The sequence below is a fragment of the Streptomyces canus genome (assembly GCF_030816965.1).
Classification (GTDB): domain Bacteria; phylum Actinomycetota; class Actinomycetes; order Streptomycetales; family Streptomycetaceae; genus Streptomyces; species Streptomyces canus_E.
In genome coordinates this window covers 6,024,302-6,042,805 of sequence record NZ_JAUSYQ010000002.1, presented here as the reverse complement: position 1 = coordinate 6,042,805, position 18,504 = coordinate 6,024,302, and the positions used below count along the sequence as shown (strand labels likewise).

Annotated in this window: 13 protein-coding genes; 8 read left to right on the top strand and 5 right to left on the bottom strand. The window is 70.5% G+C overall.

Features of this window, described 5'->3' with window-relative positions; all coding sequences use genetic code 11:
• Nucleotides 1-28 precede the first annotated feature (28 nt).
• The gene (locus QF027_RS28810) at nucleotides 29-1,267 is read right to left on the bottom strand and encodes a carboxylate--amine ligase (protein WP_307077990.1); all 1,239 of its coding nucleotides are present in this window, start codon (nucleotides 1,265-1,267) and stop codon (nucleotides 29-31) included.
• Between the two features lie 247 nt (nucleotides 1,268-1,514).
• Here QF027_RS28810 and fahA point away from each other — a divergent pair, with 247 nt between their 5' ends.
• The 8 genes from fahA (at nucleotide 1,515) to QF027_RS28770 (ending at nucleotide 10,913) form a co-directional block, all read left to right on the top strand.
• A complete protein-coding gene (gene fahA / locus QF027_RS28805) occupies nucleotides 1,515-2,750 on the top strand; it encodes a fumarylacetoacetase (RefSeq protein WP_307077987.1) in 1,236 nt (411 codons plus the stop codon).
• Between the two features lie 154 nt (nucleotides 2,751-2,904).
• Nucleotides 2,905-3,846, top strand: a complete 942-nt coding sequence (locus tag QF027_RS28800; RefSeq protein ID WP_306977693.1) for a M56 family metallopeptidase — start codon at nucleotides 2,905-2,907, stop codon at nucleotides 3,844-3,846.
• A 190-nt stretch (nucleotides 3,847-4,036) separates the two neighbouring features.
• Nucleotides 4,037-4,822: a GntR family transcriptional regulator gene (locus tag QF027_RS28795; RefSeq protein ID WP_306977695.1), complete on the top strand. Its 786-nt coding sequence runs from the start codon at nucleotides 4,037-4,039 to the stop codon at nucleotides 4,820-4,822.
• A 31-nt stretch (nucleotides 4,823-4,853) separates the two neighbouring features.
• Nucleotides 4,854-5,081, top strand: coding sequence for a 4Fe-4S dicluster domain-containing protein (locus tag QF027_RS28790; RefSeq protein ID WP_018568287.1), 228 nt, complete (start codon nucleotides 4,854-4,856; stop codon nucleotides 5,079-5,081).
• A 16-nt stretch (nucleotides 5,082-5,097) separates the two neighbouring features.
• A complete protein-coding gene (locus QF027_RS28785; protein ID WP_307077986.1) occupies nucleotides 5,098-6,441 on the top strand; it encodes an ABC transporter substrate-binding protein in 1,344 nt (447 codons plus the stop codon).
• Nucleotides 6,438-7,346, top strand: a complete 909-nt coding sequence (locus QF027_RS28780) for an ABC transporter permease (RefSeq protein ID WP_307077984.1) — start codon at nucleotides 6,438-6,440, stop codon at nucleotides 7,344-7,346. Before QF027_RS28785 ends, QF027_RS28780 begins: the two co-directional genes overlap by 4 nt.
• Nucleotides 7,330-8,097, top strand: a complete 768-nt coding sequence (locus tag QF027_RS28775) for an ABC transporter ATP-binding protein (RefSeq protein ID WP_306977702.1) — start codon at nucleotides 7,330-7,332, stop codon at nucleotides 8,095-8,097. The genes QF027_RS28780 and QF027_RS28775 overlap by 17 nt, the downstream gene beginning before the upstream one ends.
• A gap of 11 nt (nucleotides 8,098-8,108) precedes the next feature.
• A complete protein-coding gene (locus tag QF027_RS28770) occupies nucleotides 8,109-10,913 on the top strand; it encodes a fumarate reductase/succinate dehydrogenase flavoprotein subunit (RefSeq protein WP_307077983.1) in 2,805 nt (934 codons plus the stop codon).
• Between the two features lie 57 nt (nucleotides 10,914-10,970).
• Here the strand turns inward: QF027_RS28770 and recQ are convergent, their stop codons facing one another.
• From recQ to nuoL, 4 genes are all read right to left on the bottom strand, one after another.
• Nucleotides 10,971-12,977: a DNA helicase RecQ gene (recQ, locus tag QF027_RS28765; RefSeq protein WP_307082521.1), complete on the bottom strand. Its 2,007-nt coding sequence runs from the start codon at nucleotides 12,975-12,977 to the stop codon at nucleotides 10,971-10,973.
• 334 nt (nucleotides 12,978-13,311) lie between these two features.
• Nucleotides 13,312-14,961 (bottom strand): NADH-quinone oxidoreductase subunit NuoN, encoded by a 1,650-nt coding sequence (gene nuoN / locus QF027_RS28760; RefSeq protein WP_306977707.1) that lies wholly within the window; start codon nucleotides 14,959-14,961, stop codon nucleotides 13,312-13,314.
• Nucleotides 14,958-16,529 (bottom strand): NADH-quinone oxidoreductase subunit M, encoded by a 1,572-nt coding sequence (locus tag QF027_RS28755; protein ID WP_306977709.1) that lies wholly within the window; start codon nucleotides 16,527-16,529, stop codon nucleotides 14,958-14,960. Before QF027_RS28755 ends, nuoN begins: the two co-directional genes overlap by 4 nt.
• A gap of 5 nt (nucleotides 16,530-16,534) precedes the next feature.
• Nucleotides 16,535-18,499, bottom strand: coding sequence for an NADH-quinone oxidoreductase subunit L (nuoL, locus tag QF027_RS28750; RefSeq protein ID WP_306977711.1), 1,965 nt, complete (start codon nucleotides 18,497-18,499; stop codon nucleotides 16,535-16,537).
• Nucleotides 18,500-18,504 lie beyond the last annotated feature (5 nt).

The following is an 18,504-nucleotide window of genomic DNA, read 5'->3' as shown; positions in this document are numbered from 1 at the left end:
CTTCGTCACTTCGTGGTGGTTGCCCTGTTCAGCTGGTCGCGCTGCCGCGGCGGCTGGCCCGCCACATCTGGTGGAGATGCCTGGCGCCCGGCCGCACGAAGCGCCCGAGCATCGTGAGGAACGGCAGCGGGTCGTCACCCGCGAACCAGGCCAGCTCGGTCCCGCTGGGCCGCTTCGGCGCGTGCGGAGTCGTGTAGCCGCTGCGGCGGTAGGCCAGCAGGGCGGGCAGGTCGATGTTCTCCACGACATAGTGGTGACCGGCCCGCTGTTCCCCCTCCGGAACGGCACGCCCGGTCAGATCCAGGTGCATGGCGCGGACGACGTCCACCGCCGACTCGCTCTCGAAGAGCCGGAACTGGGCGCCCATGCGTGGATTGAAGTCCAGCAGTTTGTACTGACCGTCGCGCCGGTCGAAGCGCAGGTCGAGGTCGATGATGCCGGTGTAGCCGATCTGTTTGATGAAACGTGCGGTGAGATCCGCGAGTTCCGGGTTGTCGACGACGTACGCACTGGCCGTCATGCCCGCGTGCGGCGGCCAGGAGCGCACCTTGACGCCGGTGAACAGGGCCAGCGGTGTGGAGTCGCGGTCGAAGTAGGCGTGCACGATCCAGTCCTCGGCCTCCTCTCGCGGCAGGTACTCCTGGAGGATCACGCCGGGCCGCTCGCCCCAGTCACGGGCGAGGGCGAGCAGCCCTTCACGGGTGGCGATGCGTGTGGTGCCGCCCACCGCGGGCCGCCGGCGCCGTACGAACGCCTCGCGGTTCTTGGCCACCACCGGGAAACGGGCCTTCTCGGCGAAGTCGACGATGTCGTCGTACGACTGCGGGAAGGCGGCCTCCGGGCTCGCGATCCCGTGTTCCACGCACAGTTCGTGCAGGCCCTGTTTGCTGGCCAGCCGGCGAGGCAGGCCGGACTGCACGCGCGGGAAGAGGAAGCGGCCGAAGAGGTCGCTCTGGTGCTCGGCGATCAGGACCGCCGCCTCCTCGTCGGTGGGTACGAGGACGGCGGGGCGGCCGATGCGGCGCCCGATCCGGATCAGTCCCTCGATCAGCCGGCCCGGGTCCTCGGTGCCGGTCGTCGGCCAGACGAACGCGCGGGTGAGGTACCGGGAGGCGGCGGCGGGCGTGTAGCGGTCCTCCGTGATGGCGTATATGGGCACGCCGAGGCGGCCCAGACTGCGGATCGCGCCGACTCCGCCGTGGTGCAGCGGGTAGTCGCCGAACTTGACGATCAGGGCCGGTACGTCACGATCGGCCTCGAATGGCACACTGCTCGCGCTCCTGGCCACGGTCCCCCCACGTGTCCCCCCACGGACGCGACCCCACCCATCCCGTCCGTACTCGCAAAGGACGCTAAGCCGGAATGGAAACCTCCGACTGTCCCGTAACAGGACATTGCGAACTCTTTAGTCGTATCGCTGTCCCTTGAGGCACTGCCGCGACAGGCGACTCGGCCGTAACGTGTGCCGCGACCACCTGCACCGCACGGCATGCGCGAGAGTGAGGCAGCACCCCATGCCCCCCTTCGATGTCCCCTTCGACGTGCCCGAGGGCGACCCCTTCGGCCCGCACAACCTTCCGTACGGAGTGTTCTCGCCTCCGGGTTCGTCCGACCGGACCGTCGGCGTCCGCCTCGGCGACCATGTCCTCGACGCCGGCGCGGCGGCCGCCGCCCTCGGTTCCCCGTACGTCTCCCTGCTCGCCCGGCCCTCCCTTGGCCCGCTCCTCGCCGCCGGCCGCACGGCCTGGTCGGACGTGCGACGCGCGCTCACCGCTTGGGTGACCGTGCCGGCGCACCAGGAGGCCGTCGCGGGGTTCTTCCACCCGCTGTCGTCGGTCGACCTCCATCTCCCCTTCGAGGTCGCGGACTACGTCGACTTCTACGCCTCCGAGAACCACGCGCGAAACGTCGGCCAGATCTTCCGGCCCGACGCCGCCGACTCCCTGACCCCCAACTGGAAGCACCTGCCGATCGGGTACCACGGCCGCGCGGGCACGGTGGTGGTGTCGGGGACGGATGTCGTACGGCCGTCGGGGCAGCGGAAGGCCCCTTCCGACGCCTCTCCCGTCTTCGGGCCGTCCGTGCGGCTCGACATCGAGGCGGAGGTCGGCTTCGTGGTCGGGACGCCCTCGGAGCTGGGCCGGCCGGTCGGGCTCGGCGACTTCCGGGAGCACGTCTTCGGGCTGTGTCTGCTCAACGACTGGTCCGCGCGGGACATCCAGGCCTGGGAGTACGTCCCGCTCGGCCCGTTCCTCGGCAAGTCCTTCGCCACGTCGGTGTCGGCGTGGATCACCCCGCTGGACGCGCTGGAGGAGGCGCGGGTGGCGCCGCCGGAGCGGACCCACGAGCTGCTGCCGTATCTGGACGACACCGCGTCCGACGTGGAACCGGGCGGCTACGACCTGCGGATCTCCGTCGCGGTCAACGGCCACGTGGTGTCGGAGCCGCCGTTCTCCACCATGTACTGGACGGCGGCGCAGCAGTTGGCTCACATGACGGTGAACGGGGCCTCGCTCAGGACGGGTGACCTGTACGGCTCGGGAACGGTGAGCGGGCCCTCGGCGGGTGAGCGGGGTTCGCTGCTGGAGCTGACCTGGAACGGACGGGACGCGCTCGAACTCCCCGACGGGAAGCGGACGTTCCTGGAGGACGGGGACGTGGTGACGCTGTCGGCGTGGGCTCCCGGCCCGGGCGGGGTCCGGGTGGGCCTGGGGGAAGTGGCGGGGCGGGTGGTGCCGGGGGAGGTGTGAGGCGTCCGGTGCTGCTCGAGTCCTGCCGCAGGGCGTCCGCTCACGGCATACTGGCGGCGGGCGGCATACGTGGGACGACGTACCGACCGCCCCGCAGCACCTCACCACCCTGCCCCACCTTCCCTGTCTCCGATCAGGAAGCGGAGCCCGTGGCATGACTCTCTGCCTGCTCCTGCTGAGCACCGTCGCCGTAGCGGCCGCCGTGCCGGTGCCGCGTGCGCTCACCCGGTCCGCGTGGCCCGAACGGGAACCGGTGGTCGGGCTGTGGGTGTGGCAGTGCCTGGTCGCCACGGTGCTGCTGTGCTGTCTGACGGCGCTGGTGCTGGGGGCGGCGGCGGTCTTCCACACGGTCCGCGACCATGTGTTCGCGCCGGCGCCGCCGGCCGTGACCGCGGCGTACGACCTCTCGGCGGCGCCGGTCTGGGCGGTCGCCCTGACCCTGCTGCTGGCGGGCGGGGCCGCGTGGACCACGGCGATGCTGGCCCGTGAACTGGTCGAGGCCCGTCGGCGCCAGGGGCTCGCCCGTGAGCATCTGCGGGAGCGGGCGCCGGATCTGCCGGCCGGGCTGGGTGCTGTCGCACGCGGTCCGCTGCTGGTGCTGGAGGACGAGTATCCGGACGCCTGGTGGATGCCGGGGAATCCACCGCAGCTGATCGTGACGACCGGTGCGCTGCACCGGCTGACCGATCACCAGCTGGACGCCGTCCTCACCCACGAGCGCGGGCATGCGCGGGCCCGCCACGACTGGCTGCTCCACCTGTCGACCGCGCTGGCCACGGGATTTCCCCGGGTGCCGCTCTTCGCCCACTTCTGCGACCAGACGCACCGCTTGGTGGAACTGGCGGCGGACGACACGGCGTCGCGGCGGTGCGGTCACTTGACGACGGCGTTGGCACTGATCGAGTTGAACCAGCATCGGGGGGTGCTGTCGTGCGCCTCCAGTCATCGGTTGCTGGGTGAGCGGGTGGACCGGTTGCTGGAGCCGCCGCCGCGGTTGCTGCGCCGGCAGCGGGCGCTCACGTCCGCGACGGCGGCGCTGGTGCCGTTGCTGCCACTTCTGATCGTTTTCGGGCCGGGGCTGTCGGCGCTGGTGTAGAGGGGTCAAGTGCAGAGGGGTCAGGTGCAGAGGGGTCAGGTGCAGAGGAGTCGGGTGTAGAGCGGTCAGGTGGCACATCTGACCCCCACAGCGATGGAAACCGCAGGTCAGCCACCAATCCGTCACGCCGTCAGGTGGCGCAACAATCCGGCAACACTGCTTTTCCTACCGGCTCGGTATGGTTCCAGCCATGCCATCCACCGACCGCATCCGGGACCACGTCGGCCAGGGCGCGACCACCGTCGCCGCCCGCGCCCGGCGCCGGCTGCGTGCGGACCAGGCGCGACAGCTCGCCGACCTCCTTCGCCACCAGCTCCTGACCGGCGGCTTCGAGAGCGGCACCCTCCCCCACGAGACGACCCTCGCCGCCGACTACGGCGCCTCCCGCAACACGGTCCGCCAAGCCCTGGACCTGCTTCGCGCGGAAGGCCTGGTCGAACGCCTCCCCGGCGTCGGCACCGTGGTCGTCGGCCAGAAATACCCCCACGGCCTGGACCGTCTGATGGGCCTCGCGGAAACCCTGCGCGAACACGGCACGGTCACCAACGAGGTCCGCACCATGGGCCCCGCCCCCGCTCCGCACCCGGTGGCCCAGCGCCTCCAGGTCGATCCCGGCACCGACGTCCTCTACATAGAACGTCTGCGCCGCCTGAACGGCCTCCCCCTCTCCCTCGACCTCACCTACATCCCCCTCGACCTCGGCACCGCCCTGCTCGGCGCCGACCTGGAGAACACCGACGTCTTCCGCCTCCTGGAGACGATCACCGGCCAGGGCCTCGGCCATGCCGAGATCACCCTGGAGGCGGTGAACGCGGACGCCCACTCCGCCGCCGTACTGGAAGCCCCGCGCGGCGCGGCCGTCCTGATGCTGGAACGCCTCACCCACCTCGCCGACGGCCGCCCCGTCGACCTGGAGTTCATCCGCTTCCGCGGCGACCGCATCACGATGAGCGGTCTGCTGCACCGCTCCCTCTGACCTCTTTCCGAGCCGTTTCCTGGAGACAGCCATGCCCTTGGCGCCCCAGCGGGCCGATGTGCCCGTGACCATCGACGAGTCGAAGTGCATCGACGGCTGCACGCTCTGCGTGGACATGTGCCCGCTGGACTCCCTGGCCATCGACACCAGCAGCGGCAAGGCCTACATGCACGTCGACGAGTGCTGGTACTGCGGCCCGTGCGCGGCCCGCTGTCCCACCGGAGCCGTCACGGTCAACATGCCCTATCTGCTCCGGTGAGAGGCCCAGAAATCCCATGAAACACACAGCGGTTGTCGCCACGGTCCTGTTGTTGGCGCCCCTGACGGCCTGCGGTGGCAACGCGGCGGCCGGAGACGACGGCTCCACGGTCACCGTCACCGTCGGCTACCAGTCCAAGACCATCAACACGGTCACGGCCGGAACGCTGCTTCGCTCGCTCGGCTACTTCGAGAAGCAGCTCAACTCCCTCCACGACGGCCACACCTACAAGGTCGACTGGCAGGACTACGCCACCGGCGCCCCCATCACCGCCCAGATGACGGCCGGGAAGATCGACATCGGCTCGATGGGCGACTTCCCGCTCCTCATCAACGCGGCCCGCGGCAAGCAGCTCGGCAAGCCCACCCGCCTGGTCTCGGTCACCGGCTACAACCTGCGCGGCGGTCTCAACACGATCGTCACCTCTCCGAACTCGGAACTGGCTTCCCTCGGCGACCTGAAGGGCAAGAAGGTCTCCACGAGCGTCGGCTCCGCCGCCGACGGCACCCTCGTACGGGCCCTCCAGCGCGCCGGCATCGACCCCGACAAGGGCATCGAGAAGCTCAACCAGCAGCCCGCGGTGGGTGCTTCGGCCCTGTCGGCGGGCAGCACGGACGCCCTGTCGCAGTTCGTCGCCTGGCCCGGTCTGCTCGCCTACCAGGGCAAGGCGAAGGCTCTCTACGACGGTGCCGAGCTCGACCTCCCCACCTTCCACGGCGTCACCGCCCGCGAGGACTTCGCGAAGCAGCGGCCGACGGTCCTGGAGGCGTTCCTGAAAGCCCAGGCCGAGGCCACCGACTACCTCAACGCCCACCCGGTCGGCGCCGCCGAGTCGGTCGCCAGGTCCACCGGCCTGCCCGCCGAGGTCGTCTACCTCTACAACGGCGCCCACGGCATCTCCACCTTCGACCCGGCGATCAAGCCCCAGCTGGTCTCCGCCCTCAAGGAGGACGTCTCGGTCCTGAAGGCGGCCAAGCTGACCGGTGACGTGGACGTGGACTCCTTCGTCGACGACCAGTACGTCAAGAAGGCCCTCGGGTCCGACTACGCGGATCGCCTAGCCCTGAAGCCGGCCGCTTCCGCGAGCGAGGTCTGGCCCAAGGGCGCGTCCAGGACGCAGAGCTTCAAGACGCCCGCCGAACTCCTCGCCTACGTCTCCGCGCACCAGGACGACATCCGCGCCGCCTACGTCCCCGACGCCACCACCGGCACCCTCTGGTTCGCCGACAAGGCGGTCTGGGTGACCGACGGCGACCAGCTGCTGCCCTTCGTCGCCCCGGAGACCGCGCGGGCCTACGTCTCCGCGCACGGCGGCGCCCGTGTCGTCACGTACGCCGAGGCGCTGGAGCAGGCGTCGTGAGCGGGAAGGAGCGCGCGAGCCGGGGCCGGGGGGTGCCCCGGCTCGGCCGGTACGCGCTGCGGGCGGCCTCGCTCGCGGTCGCCCTCGGCGTGTGGCAGCTGCTGACCAGTCTCGACATCGACCTGTGGCTGCGCTTCTCGCAGTTCCCCACGGTCGCCGACGTGGCCCGCACCTTCGCCGCCCGGTTGTCCGGCTCGGACTACTGGACGGACCTCACCGACAGCCTCACCCGCATCCTCACCGGTTTCCTGCTGGCCGCGGTGCTCGGTGTGGCGGCGGGCGTGCTCGTGGCGCGCTCCCGCCTCGCCGAGGACCTGCTCGGCCCGGTCCTGGAGGTCGTCCGCCCGATCCCGGCGATCGCCCTGGTCCCCGTCGCGATCCTGCTGTTCCCCTCCAACGAACAGGGCATCGTCTTCATCACCTTCATGGCCGCCTTCTTCCCCGTCCTGGTCTCCACCCGCCACGCGGTCCGCGCGCTGACCCCCCTGTGGGAGGAGGCGGTGCTGACCATGGGCGGCGGCCGGTGGCGGATCCTCGCCTCGGTCGTCCTGCCGGGCGCTCTGCCGGGCATCTTCGGCGGTCTGTCCGTCGGCATCGGTGTGTCGTGGATCTGTGTGATCTCCGCCGAGATGATCTCCGGCCAGTACGGCGTCGGCTACCGCACCTGGCAGGACTACACCGTCGTCAACTACGCGGGCGTCTTCGTCGGCATGGTCACCATCGGCGTCCTCGGCTGGCTCACCTCCACGGCCGTGGAACTCCTGGGGCGCCGCCTGACGCGATGGCTGCCGAGGACGTCGTACGTCGCCGCCGGCCGGACTCCGCGACGGGTGGACCGTGCCGCGGCCGCCGTGCCCGCGAGCCCCACGACTCAGGAGGGCGTGCCCCATGACCAGCTCGTCTGACCTCCGTTCACCCGCCCGCACCGGCGCGGCACTGGCGTTGCGCGGCGCCGCCCTCGGGCGGCCCGACGTGCCCGTGCTCGACGGAGTGGACCTCGTGGTGGCTCCGGGCGAGATCCTGACCCTCGTCGGGCCCTCCGGCTGCGGCAAGTCGACGCTGTTGCGCACGCTGGCCGGACTGTTGTCGCCGCTCGCCGGAGAGGTCAGCCAGGACGGGCGCCCGCTGACGGGCCCCGCCGCCGACCGCGCCCTGATCTTCCAGGAGGACGCCCTCCTGCCCTGGCGCACCCTGCGCGCGAACGTCGAACTGCCGCTCGCCATCAAGGGGTTGCCGCGTGCGGAGCGCAGGAGGCAGGCGGAGGGGTGGCTGGAGCGCGTCGGACTCGCTGACCACGCCAGGCAGTTGCCGCACCGCGTCTCCGGCGGACAGCGCCAGCGCGCCCAGCTGGCCCGCGCCCTCGCGGGAACGCCGCGCGCCGTCCTCATGGACGAACCCTTCGGCGCCCTGGACGCCCAGACCCGCGCCGGAATGCAGGACCTCCTCGTCGAGGTGCTGCGGGGCACCGGGGCCACCGTCGTCTTCGTCACCCACGACGTGGACGAGGCCCTCTTCCTGGGCGACCGGGTCGCACTCATCGGCTCCGGCCGTCTGATCGCCGTACGCGACGTCCCCCGCCCACGTGACCGCACGGCGCATGACGACCAGGCGCGCCTGGCGCTGCGGCGCGACGTCCTGTCCTCGCTCGGTACCTGAAAGGCCCCCCGGTGACCACCTCCGTGAACCCGCCCCTGGAGATCCCCGCGCTCACCGACGCCGAGGAACTCACCTGCGACGTCCTTGTCATCGGCGGCGGCACCGCCGGCACCATGGCGGCCCTGACCGCCGCCGAGCACGGCGCGGACGTCATCCTGCTGGAGAAGGCCCACGTCCGGCACTCCGGCGCCCTCGCCATGGGCATGGACGGCGTCAACAACGCGGTCATCCCCGGCCGCGCCGAACCGGACGACTACGTCGCCGAGATCACCCGCGCCAACGACGGCATCGTCGACCAGTCCACCGTCCGCCAGACCGCCACCCGCGGCTTCGGGATGGTGCAGCGCTTGGAGTCGTACGGCGTGAAGTTCGAGAAGGACGAGCACGGCGACTACGCGGTCCGCCAGGTCCATCGCTCCGGTTCGTACGTGCTGCCGATGCCGGAGGGCAAGGACGTCAAGAAGGTCCTGTACCGGCAGCTGCGGCGGCGCGAGATGCGGGAGCGGATCCGCATCGAGAACCGGGTGATGCCGGTGCGGGTGCTGACCGCTCTCGAGGACGGGCGTGCGGTGGGCGCGGTCGGCTTCAACACGCGTACGGGCGCGTTCGTCACGGTCCGCGCCGGCGCGGTGATCCTGGCGACCGGCGCCTGCGGCCGCCTGGGCCTGCCCGCCTCCGGCTACCTGTACGGCACCTACGAGAACCCGACCAACGCGGGCGACGGCTACGCCATGGCCTACCACGCGGGCGCCGAGCTCACCGGCATCGAGTGCTTCCAGATCAACCCGCTGATCAAGGACTACAACGGACCCGCCTGCGCGTACGTCGCCAACCCCTTCGGCGGCTACCAGGTCAACCGGCACGGCGAGCGCTTCGTCGACTCCGACTACTGGTCCGGCCAGATGATGGCCGAGTTCGCGGCGGAGGTCGCGTCCGACCGGGGGCCGGTGTACCTGAAGCTGAGCCACCTCCCCGAGGAGTCGATCTCGTCCCTGGAGTCGATCCTGCACTCCACGGAACGGCCCACGCGAGGCACGTTCCACGAGGGCCGCGGTCACGACTACCGCACCCACGACATCGAGATGCACATCTCCGAGATCGGCCTGTGCGGCGGCCATTCGGCCTCCGGCGTCCGCGTCGACGACCACGCCCGTACGACCGTCCCCCGCCTCTACGCCGCCGGCGACCTGGCCTGCGTCCCGCACAACTACATGATCGGCGCGTTCGTCTTCGGTGACCTGGCGGGCGCGGACGCCTCCCAGTATGCGCCGTACGAAGGGGAGTTGCCGCTCGACCAGCTCCGCGAGGCCCACGAACTGATCTACCGCCCGCTGCGCAACCCGGACGGCCCGCCGCAACCCCAGGTCGAGTACAAGCTCCGCCGCTTCGTGAACGACTACGTGGCCCCGCCGAAGTCGGGGGCGCGGCTGTCGCTGGCCCTGGAGTCCTTCGAACGGATGCGCGCCGACATCGCCTCGATGGGCGCCCGCACCGCGCACGAGCTGATGCGCTGCGCCGAGGTTTCCTTCATCCGCGACTGCGCCGAGATGGCCGCGCGCGCCTCCCTCGCCCGCACGGAGTCCCGCTGGGGCCTCTACCACGACCGTCTCGACCACCCCCATCGCGACGACGCCTCTTGGTTCCACCACCTCGACCTGCACAAGTCCCCCTCCGGTGCGATGGAGTTCACGGCCCGTCCTGTGGCTCCCTATCTGGTCCCGATCGACGAGTTCACCCCTGTCGGTGGCGCCTCCCGGCACCTCGGCGAGGTCCACGCCGAGGTGGTGGCGACGGCCGGGGCGCGGGAGGTGGCCCCGGTCGCCGTCGGACAGTTCGGTGCCACGAGCGACACGTCCACCGACCGCCGCGGTGCCGACACCGTGGCGGACGCCCCGGCCTCACCCGCCCCGGTCTCTTCCGCCCCGGTCTCACCCCGTCTGCTCGAACTCCTCGCTCTCGCCGAGCAGGAACCCGAACTCGCCGTCGTCCGTCCCTACTTGTCCGACCCCGAGCCCGCTGTGCGCCGTACGGCCGTCACCGTCCTGACGGAGACCGCGCCACCGGGGACCGGACCGGTCCTCGCCAAGGCCCTCACCGACCACGACCAGGGCGTCCGCGCCGCCGCGGCCGCGTCCCTGCGCGAACTCGTCGAGACTCTCCCACCCGAGCCCGCCCTCCGCGAGGGTCTCGCCGCTGCCCTGGACGAAGCCGACCCGGTCGTCCGGGCCGCCGCCCTGGACGTCCTGCGTGCCCTGCGCCTCGGCGACACGGAACTGTTCGCCGGGGCCCTCACCGACTCGGACATCGCCGTACGCATCGAGGCCGTCCGCGCCCTCGTCTCGGTGGACGCCGCCGTGGAACTCGCCCGCGCGGCGACCGCCGACCCCTCTCGCGAGGTCCGCGTGACGATCGCCAAGGCACTGGCCACGGTGTCGGCGGAACGCCCGCTCGGCGTCGTCCTCGACGCCTTGACCCGTCTCACCGAGGACACCGACGCCCTGGTACGGGGAGCCGCTTACGGAGCGCTGGGCACCACCGGCTGCCCCCCGCCCCTCGCCACCCGCGCCGTCTCCGCCCTGTCGGCCGCCGCCTGGCAGGTCCGGTCGGGTGCCGCGACGGCGCTGTCCGCCGCCGATTCCGACGTGGCCGTCCCCGCCCTCGCCAAGGCCCTCGCCGACCCGAACGCCGACGTCCGCAAGGCCGCCGTCCTCGCCCTGACCCGGCACACGAGCACCGACGACGCCCGCGCGGCCCTGGCCACGGCGACGACGGACTCGGACGCGGACGTCAGGGCGTATGCGGCGCGGGCCTTGTGACGTGACGTAAGGCCCCGCGACACAGCCGTCTCCCCCCACGCCGGCGCCCGGTGGCGGCTATATCCAGTCGTCCTCGGGCGCCGGCTCCGCGTCCATCTCGGGCCAGTGGTCCGCGCCGGGATCCGCGTCACCGGCCTGGTCCGGTGTGTTGGCGGCCGCACCGCCGTCGGCCAGCCCGGCGAGCACCTCGATCACACCCTCCCCGTACGTCATGAGCTTCTTCTCACCGACCCCGCCGACGCTTCCGAGCTGCGTCACCGACGTGGGCCACACCGTGACGATCTCCCTGAGCGTGGCGTCGTGGAAGATGACGTACGCCGGGACGCCCTGCTCACGGGCCTGCTCGGCGCGCCAGGCCCGCAGTGCCTCGAACGCCGGCACCAGCGCCTCGGGCAGCTCGGCCACCACGGCCTTGGCCTTGCCCCGACCGGAAGGGGACGAGGAGGACGACTTGGCGCTCACCGGCTTCTTCGGTTCCTTCCGCAGCGGCACCTCCCGCTCCCGCCGCAGTACCGCACCGCTCGCCTCGGTCAGCACCAGCGTGCCGTAGTCCCCTTCGACCGCGAGCAGCCCCTGGGCCAGCAACTGCCTTACGACACCTCGCCATTCACCCTCGGAGAGCTCCTCGCCGATGCCGAACACCGACAGCTGGTCGTGGTCGAACTGGATGACCTTGCCGGTGCGCTTGCCGAGCAGGATGTCGACGATCTGCACCGCGCCGAACTTCTGCCCGCGCTCCCGCTGCAGCCGCACCACCGTCGAGAGCACCTTCTGGGCCGCGACCGTGCCGTCCCAGGTCTCCGGCGGTGTGAGGCAGGTGTCGCAGTTGCCGCAGCCCGTCGGCTCCGGTTCCTGGCCGAAGTAGTTCAGGAGCTGTCCGCGCCTGCACTGGGCGGTCTCGCACAGCGCGAGCATCGAGTCCAGGTGGGCGGCGGCCCGGCGCCGGAACGCCTCGTCGCCCTCGCTCGACTGGATCATCTTGCGCTGCTGTATGACGTCGTTGAGGCCGTAGGCCATCCAGGCCGTGGACGCCAGTCCGTCACGCCCCGCGCGGCCCGTCTCCTGGTAGTAGCCCTCGACCGACTTGGGCAGGTCGAGGTGGGCGACGAAGCGGACGTCCGGCTTGTCGATGCCCATGCCGAAGGCGATGGTCGCCACCACGACCAGGCCGTCCTCGCGCAGGAAGCGGGACTGGTGTGCGGCGCGGGTGCCCGCGTCCAGGCCCGCGTGATACGGGACCGCCTCGATGCCGTTGCGGGAGAGGAACTCGGCCGTGGCCTCCACCGACTTGCGGGAGAGGCAGTACACGATGCCCGCGTCGCCCGCGTGCTCCTCGCGCAGGAAGGCCAGCAACTGCTTCTTGGGGTCGGCCTTCGGCACGATCCGGTACTGGATGTTGGGCCGGTCGAAGCTCGCCTCGAAGTGCCGGGCCGTCGGCATGTTCAGCCGCTGGGTGATCTCTTGGTGCGTGGCACGCGTGGCCGTCGCGGTGAGCGCGATCCGCGGGACGTCGGGCCAGCGCTGGCCGAGCACCGACAGCGTCAGATAGTCGGGACGGAAGTCGTGGCCCCACTGCGAGACGCAGTGCGCCTCGTCGATGGCGAAGACGGCGATCTTGCCGCGGGAGAGCAGGTCCTGGGTGGCGTCCAGCTTCAGCCGCTCCGGCGCGAGGTAGAGCAGGTCCAGCTCTCCGGCCAGGAACTCTGCCTCCACCACGCGGCGCTCGTCGAAGTCCTGCGTGGAGTTCATGAACCCGGCGCGCACGCCGAGCGCCCTGAGCGCGTTCACCTGGTCCTGCATCAGCGCGATGAGCGGTGAGACGACGATGCCCGTGCCGGGTCTGACCAGTGACGGAATCTGGTAGCACAGCGACTTGCCGCCGCCGGTCGGCATGAGCACGACGGCGTCGCCGCCGGCCACCACATGCTCGATGATCTCTTCCTGCTCGCCGCGGAAGGCGTCGTATCCGAAGACCCGGTGCAGCGTGGCGAGTGCCTCGCTGTCGCTCGCGTCCGGTGTCCCGGTGATCCCTGGCATCTCGCTGATACCGCCCATCCCGCCCATAGTCCCGTCCCCCGTACGTCGTCCCTCGACCACTGCCTCCACGATAGGCGCCGGGACCGACAGCGTCGGAGTTATCCACAGGGCGGGCTGTGACGTTCCGTGGTCATTCGATGGCCGCCGTCACATGGCGCAAGCGTTCGAGGCGGGGACATGCTGCTGGGGCGGGCCGGGGAGAATTCGACCTCGTGCGGACCCCCTGGCGAGCAGTTATCAACCCCACGCACCCCGACGTGACGTGTCCGGCGACCCCGGCCCCCTGACCGTACGCAACGGGCCCCGGCTCCCTCGAAGGGAACCGGGGCCCGCCGTATGAACACGGTTCAGGCACCGCGGATCAGCGCACGAACACTCCCGCCTGGTTCGCCAGGTCCAGGAAGTACTGCGGCGCCACACCGAGCACCAGCGTGACCGCCACGCCGACCCCGATCGCCGTCATCGTCAGCGGTGACGGCACGGCGACCGTCGGCCCCTCCGGGCGCGGCTCGCTGAAGAACATCAGCACGATCACCCGGATGTAGAAGAACGCGGCGATGGCCGACGAGATCACACCGACCACGACGAGCGGCGCCGCGCCGCCTTCCGCCGCCGCCTTGAACACGGCGAACTTCCCGGCGAAGCCGGAGGTCAGCGGGATACCGGCGAAGGCCAGCAGGAACACCGCGAACACGGCGGCCACCAGCGGCGACCTGCGTCCGAGCCCGGCCCACTTGGACAGGTGCGTCGCCTCGCCGCCCGCGTCACGCACCAGCGTGACCACCGCGAACGCGCCGATCGTGACGAACGAGTAGGCCGCCAGGTAGAAGAGGACGGACGACACCCCGTCCGGCGTGGTCGCGATGACACCCGCGAGGATGAATCCCGCGTGCGCGATCGACGAGTACGCCAGCAGCCGCTTGATGTCGGTCTGCGTGATGGCGACGATCGCACCGCCGAGCATGGTGACGATCGCGACGGCCCACATGACCGGCCGCCAGTCCCAGCGCAGGCCCGGCAGGACGACGTACAACAGGCGCAGCAGCGCGCCGAACGCGGCCACCTTGGTCGCCGCCGCCATGAAGCCGGTGACCGGGGTCGGTGCACCCTGGTAGACGTCCGGCGTCCACATGTGGAACGGGACGGCGCCGACCTTGAACAGCAGGCCCATGACGATCATCGCGGCGCCGATCAGCAGCAGCGCGTCGTTGCCCATGGTGTCCACGAGCGCCGGGTCCACGGTGGTGATCGTGCCGTCGACGACCTTCGCGATGGTGCCGTACGACACCGAGCCCGCGTAGCCGTACAGCAGTGCGATGCCGAACAGGGTGAACGCGGAGGCGAACGAGCCCAGCAGGAAGTACTTGACCGCGGCCTCCTGCGACATGAGCCGCTTGCGGCGGGCCAGGGCGCACAGCAGGTACAGCGGGAGCGAGAAGACCTCCAGGGCCACGAACAGCGTCAGCAGGTCGTTGGCAGCCGGGAAGATCAGCATGCCGGCGACCGCGAAGAGCAGCAGAGGGAACACCTCGGTGGTGGTGAACCCGGCCTTCACGGCGGCCTTCTCACTGTCACTGCCCGGCACGGAGGCGGCCTGCGCGGCGAACGAGTCGACGCGGTTGCCGTGGGTCTCGGGGTCGAGCCGGCGCTCGGCGAAGGTGAACAGTCCGACGAGGCCTGCCAGCAGGATCGTCCCCTGGAGGAACAGGGCCGGTCCGTCGACGGCGATCGCGCCCATCGCCGCGATGCCCGCCTTGGTGGTGGCGTATCCGTCGGCGGCGAGGGCGACGACCGCCGCGAAGGCGGCACACAGCGCTACGACGGACACGAACAGCTGGGCGTAGTAACGGGACTTGCGCGGGACGAAGGCCTCGACCAGCACTCCGATGATCGCCGCGCCCAGGATGATCAGGGTGGGCGACAATTGCCCGTATTCGATCTTCGGCGCGTCGATCTTGGTGATCGGGTCGGCCGCGGTTGTCCACAGGCTGTGGACGGCTGTCGCAGTCACTTGGCCGCCTCCACCTCGGGCTTGGGGTCCTTCTTGTGTACGTCGGACATGGTCGACTTCACCGCCGGGTTCACGATGTCCGTGACGGGCTTCGGGTAGACGCCCAGGAAGATCAGCAGGACGACCAGCGGGGCGACGACCACGAGCTCACGCATGCGGAGGTCCGGCATCGCGGAGACCTCCGGCTTCACCGGGCCCGTCATCGTCCGCTGGTAGAGGACGAGGGTGTAGAGCGCGGCGAGCACGATGCCGAACGTCGCGATGATGCCGATCGCCGGGTAGCGCGCGAACGTGCCGACCAGGACCAGGAACTCACTCACGAAGGGCGCGAGCCCCGGCAGCGAGAGGGTCGCCAGGCCGCCGATCAGGAAGGTGCCGGCGAGCACCGGGGCGACCTTCTGGACACCGCCGTAGTCAGCGATGAGCCGCGAGCCGCGCCGCGAGATCAGGAACCCGGCCACCAGCATCAGCGCGGCCGTCGAGATCCCGTGGTTGACCATGTAGAGCGTCGCGCCGGACTGGCCCTGGCTGGTCATCGCGAAGATGCCCATGATGATGAAGCCGAAGTGCGAGATCGACGCGTAGGCCACCAGCCGCTTGATGTCCCGCTGGCCGACCGCGAGCAGCGCCCCGTAGATGATGCTGATCACCGCCAGGACCAGGATCGCGGGCGTCGCCCACTTGCTGGCCTCCGGGAAGAGCTGGAGGCAGAAGCGGAGCATCGCGAAGGTGCCCACCTTGTCGACGACCGCCGTGATGAGCACGGCCACCGGGGCGGTGGCCTCCCCCATCGCGTTGGGCAGCCAGGTGTGCAGCGGCCACAGAGGCGCCTTCACCGCGAAGGCGAAGAAGAACCCGAGGAACAGCCAGCGTTCGGTGTTCGTCGCCATGTCGAGCGAGCCGTTGGCCCGCGCCTCGGCGATCTCCTGGAGGCTGAAGTTCCCGGCGACCACGTAGAGGCCGATCACCGCGGCCAGCATGATCAGGCCGCCGACCAGGTTGTAGAGGAGGAACTTCACGGCGGCGTACGAGCGTTGGGCCGCCGCCTTCTCGTCGGAGCCCGCGTGGGCACGGTCCCCGAAGCCGCCGATGAGGAAGTACATCGGGATGAGCATGGCTTCGAAGAAGATGTAGAAGAGGAAGACGTCGGTGGCCTCGAAGGAGATGATCACCATCGCCTCGACGGCCAGGATCAGGGCGAAGAAGCCCTGCGTCGGCCGCCACCGCCTGCTTCCGGTCTCCAGCGGGTCGGCGTCGTGCCAGCCCGCCAGGATGATGAACGGGATCAGCAGCGCGGTCAGCGCGAGAAGCGCCACTCCGATGCCGTCCACGCCCAGTTCGTACCGGACCCCGAAGTCCGCGATCCAGGCGTGCGATTCGGTGAGCTGGTAGCGGGCGCCGTCCGGGTCGAAGCGGACCAGGACGGCGATCGCGAGGGCGAGTGTGGCGAGGGAGACGAGCAGCGCCAGCCACTTGGCCGCGGTGCGTCGCGCGGCCGGCACGGCGGCCGTGGCGATCGCGCCGATCGCCGGGAGCGCCGCCGTCGCTGTCAGCAGAGGAAAGGACATCGGTATCAGACCGCCCTCATCAGCAGGGTCGCGGCGACGAGGATCGCCGCGCCGCCGAACATCGAGACCGCGTACGACCGCGCGTAGCCGTTCTGCAGCTTGCGCATCCGCCCGGAGAGGCCGCCGACCGAGGCCGCCGTGCCGTTGACCACGCCGTCGACCAGCGTGTGGTCGACGTAGACCAGGGAGCGCGTGAGGTGCTCTCCGCCGCGGACCAGGACGACGTGGTTGAAGTCGTCCTGGAGCAGGTCGCGCCGGGCGGCCCGGGTGAGCAGCGACCCGCGCGGGGCGACGACCGGGACCGGGCGGCGGCCGTACTGGAGCCAGGCGATCGCGACGCCGATGACCATCACGGTCACCGTGGCCGCCGTGACCGTGGTCGCGCTGATCGGCGCGTCTCCGTGGTCGTGCCCGGTGATGGGCTCCAGCCAGTGCAGGAAGCGATCGCCGACGCTGAACAGTCCGCCTGCGAAGACCGATCCGAAGGCCAGCACGATCATCGGGATCGTCATGGACTTGGGGGACTCGTGCGGGTGGGGCTCGGCGTGCTCGCCGTGGTGCTCGGCGGCGGGCTCGGCGCTCGGGGCCTCTGGGGAGCGGGTGGGCTGGTTCTTCCAGCGCTCCTCGCCGAAGAACGTCATCAGCATCACGCGCGTCATGTAGAAGGCGGTGATGGCCGCGCCCAGCAGGGCCGCGCCGCCGAGGATCCAGCCCTCGGTGCCGCCCTTGGCGAAGGCCGCCTCGATGATCTTGTCCTTCGAGAAGAAGCCGGACAGGCCCGGGAAGCCGATGATGGCGAGGTAGCCGAGGCCGAAGGTGACGAAGGTGACCGGCATGTACTTGCGCAGGCCGCCGTACTTCCTCATGTCGACCTCGTCGTTCATGCCGTGCATGACCGAACCGGCCCCGAGGAAGAGCCCGGCCTTGAAGAAGCCGTGCGTCACGAGGTGCATGATCGCGAAGACGTAGCCGATGGGGCCGAGGCCCGCGGCGAGGACCATGTAGCCGATCTGCGACATGGTCGAGCCGGCCAGCGCCTTCTTGATGTCGTCCTTCGCGCAACCGACGATCGCACCGAACAGAAGCGTGACGGCACCGACGACGGTGACGACGAGCTGGGCGTCCGGAGCGAGGTTGAAGATGTTGGCGGAGCGGACGATCAGATAGACGCCCGCGGTCACCATGGTCGCCGCGTGGATGAGGGCCGAGACCGGGGTCGGGCCCTCCATCGCGTCCCCGAGCCAGGACTGCAGCGGCACCTGGGCGGACTTCCCGCAGGCGGCCAGCAGCAGCATCAGGGCGATGCCGGTGAGCGTGGCCTCGGAGGCGCCCTCGACGAGTCCGGGCTTCTCGTGGCTGCCGAGGACAGGGCCGAAGGCGAAGGTGCCGAACGTCGTGAACATCAGCATGATCGCGATCGACAGGCCCATGTCGCCGACGCGGTTGACCAGGAAGGCCTTCTTCGCCGCGGTGGCCGCGCTGGGCTTGTGCTGCCAGAAGCCGATCAGCAGGTAGGAGGCGAGACCGACGCCCTCCCAGCCGACGTACAGCAGCAGGTAGTTGTCAGCGAGGACGAGCAGCAGCATCGCCGCGAGGAACAGGTTCAGATAGCCGAAGAAGCGGCGGCGGCGCTCGTCGTGCTCCATGTACCCGATCGAGTACAGGTGGATCAGCGAGCCGACGCCGGTGATCAGCAGGACGAACGTCATGGACAGCTGGTCGAGGCGGAAGGTGACGTCCGCCTGGAAGCCCTCGACCGGGATCCAGGTCCACAGGTGCTGGATGAGCGTGCGGTCCTCGGCGTTCTTGCCGAGCAGGTCGGCGAAGAGGATGGCGCCGAACACGAAGGAAGCGGCGGCGAGGATCGTGCCGATCCAGTGGCCGACGGCGTCCAGCCGCCGGCCGCCGGTCAGCAGGACCGCCGCTCCGAGCAGAGGCGCCGCGATGAGCAGCGCGATCAGGTTCTCCACGATTC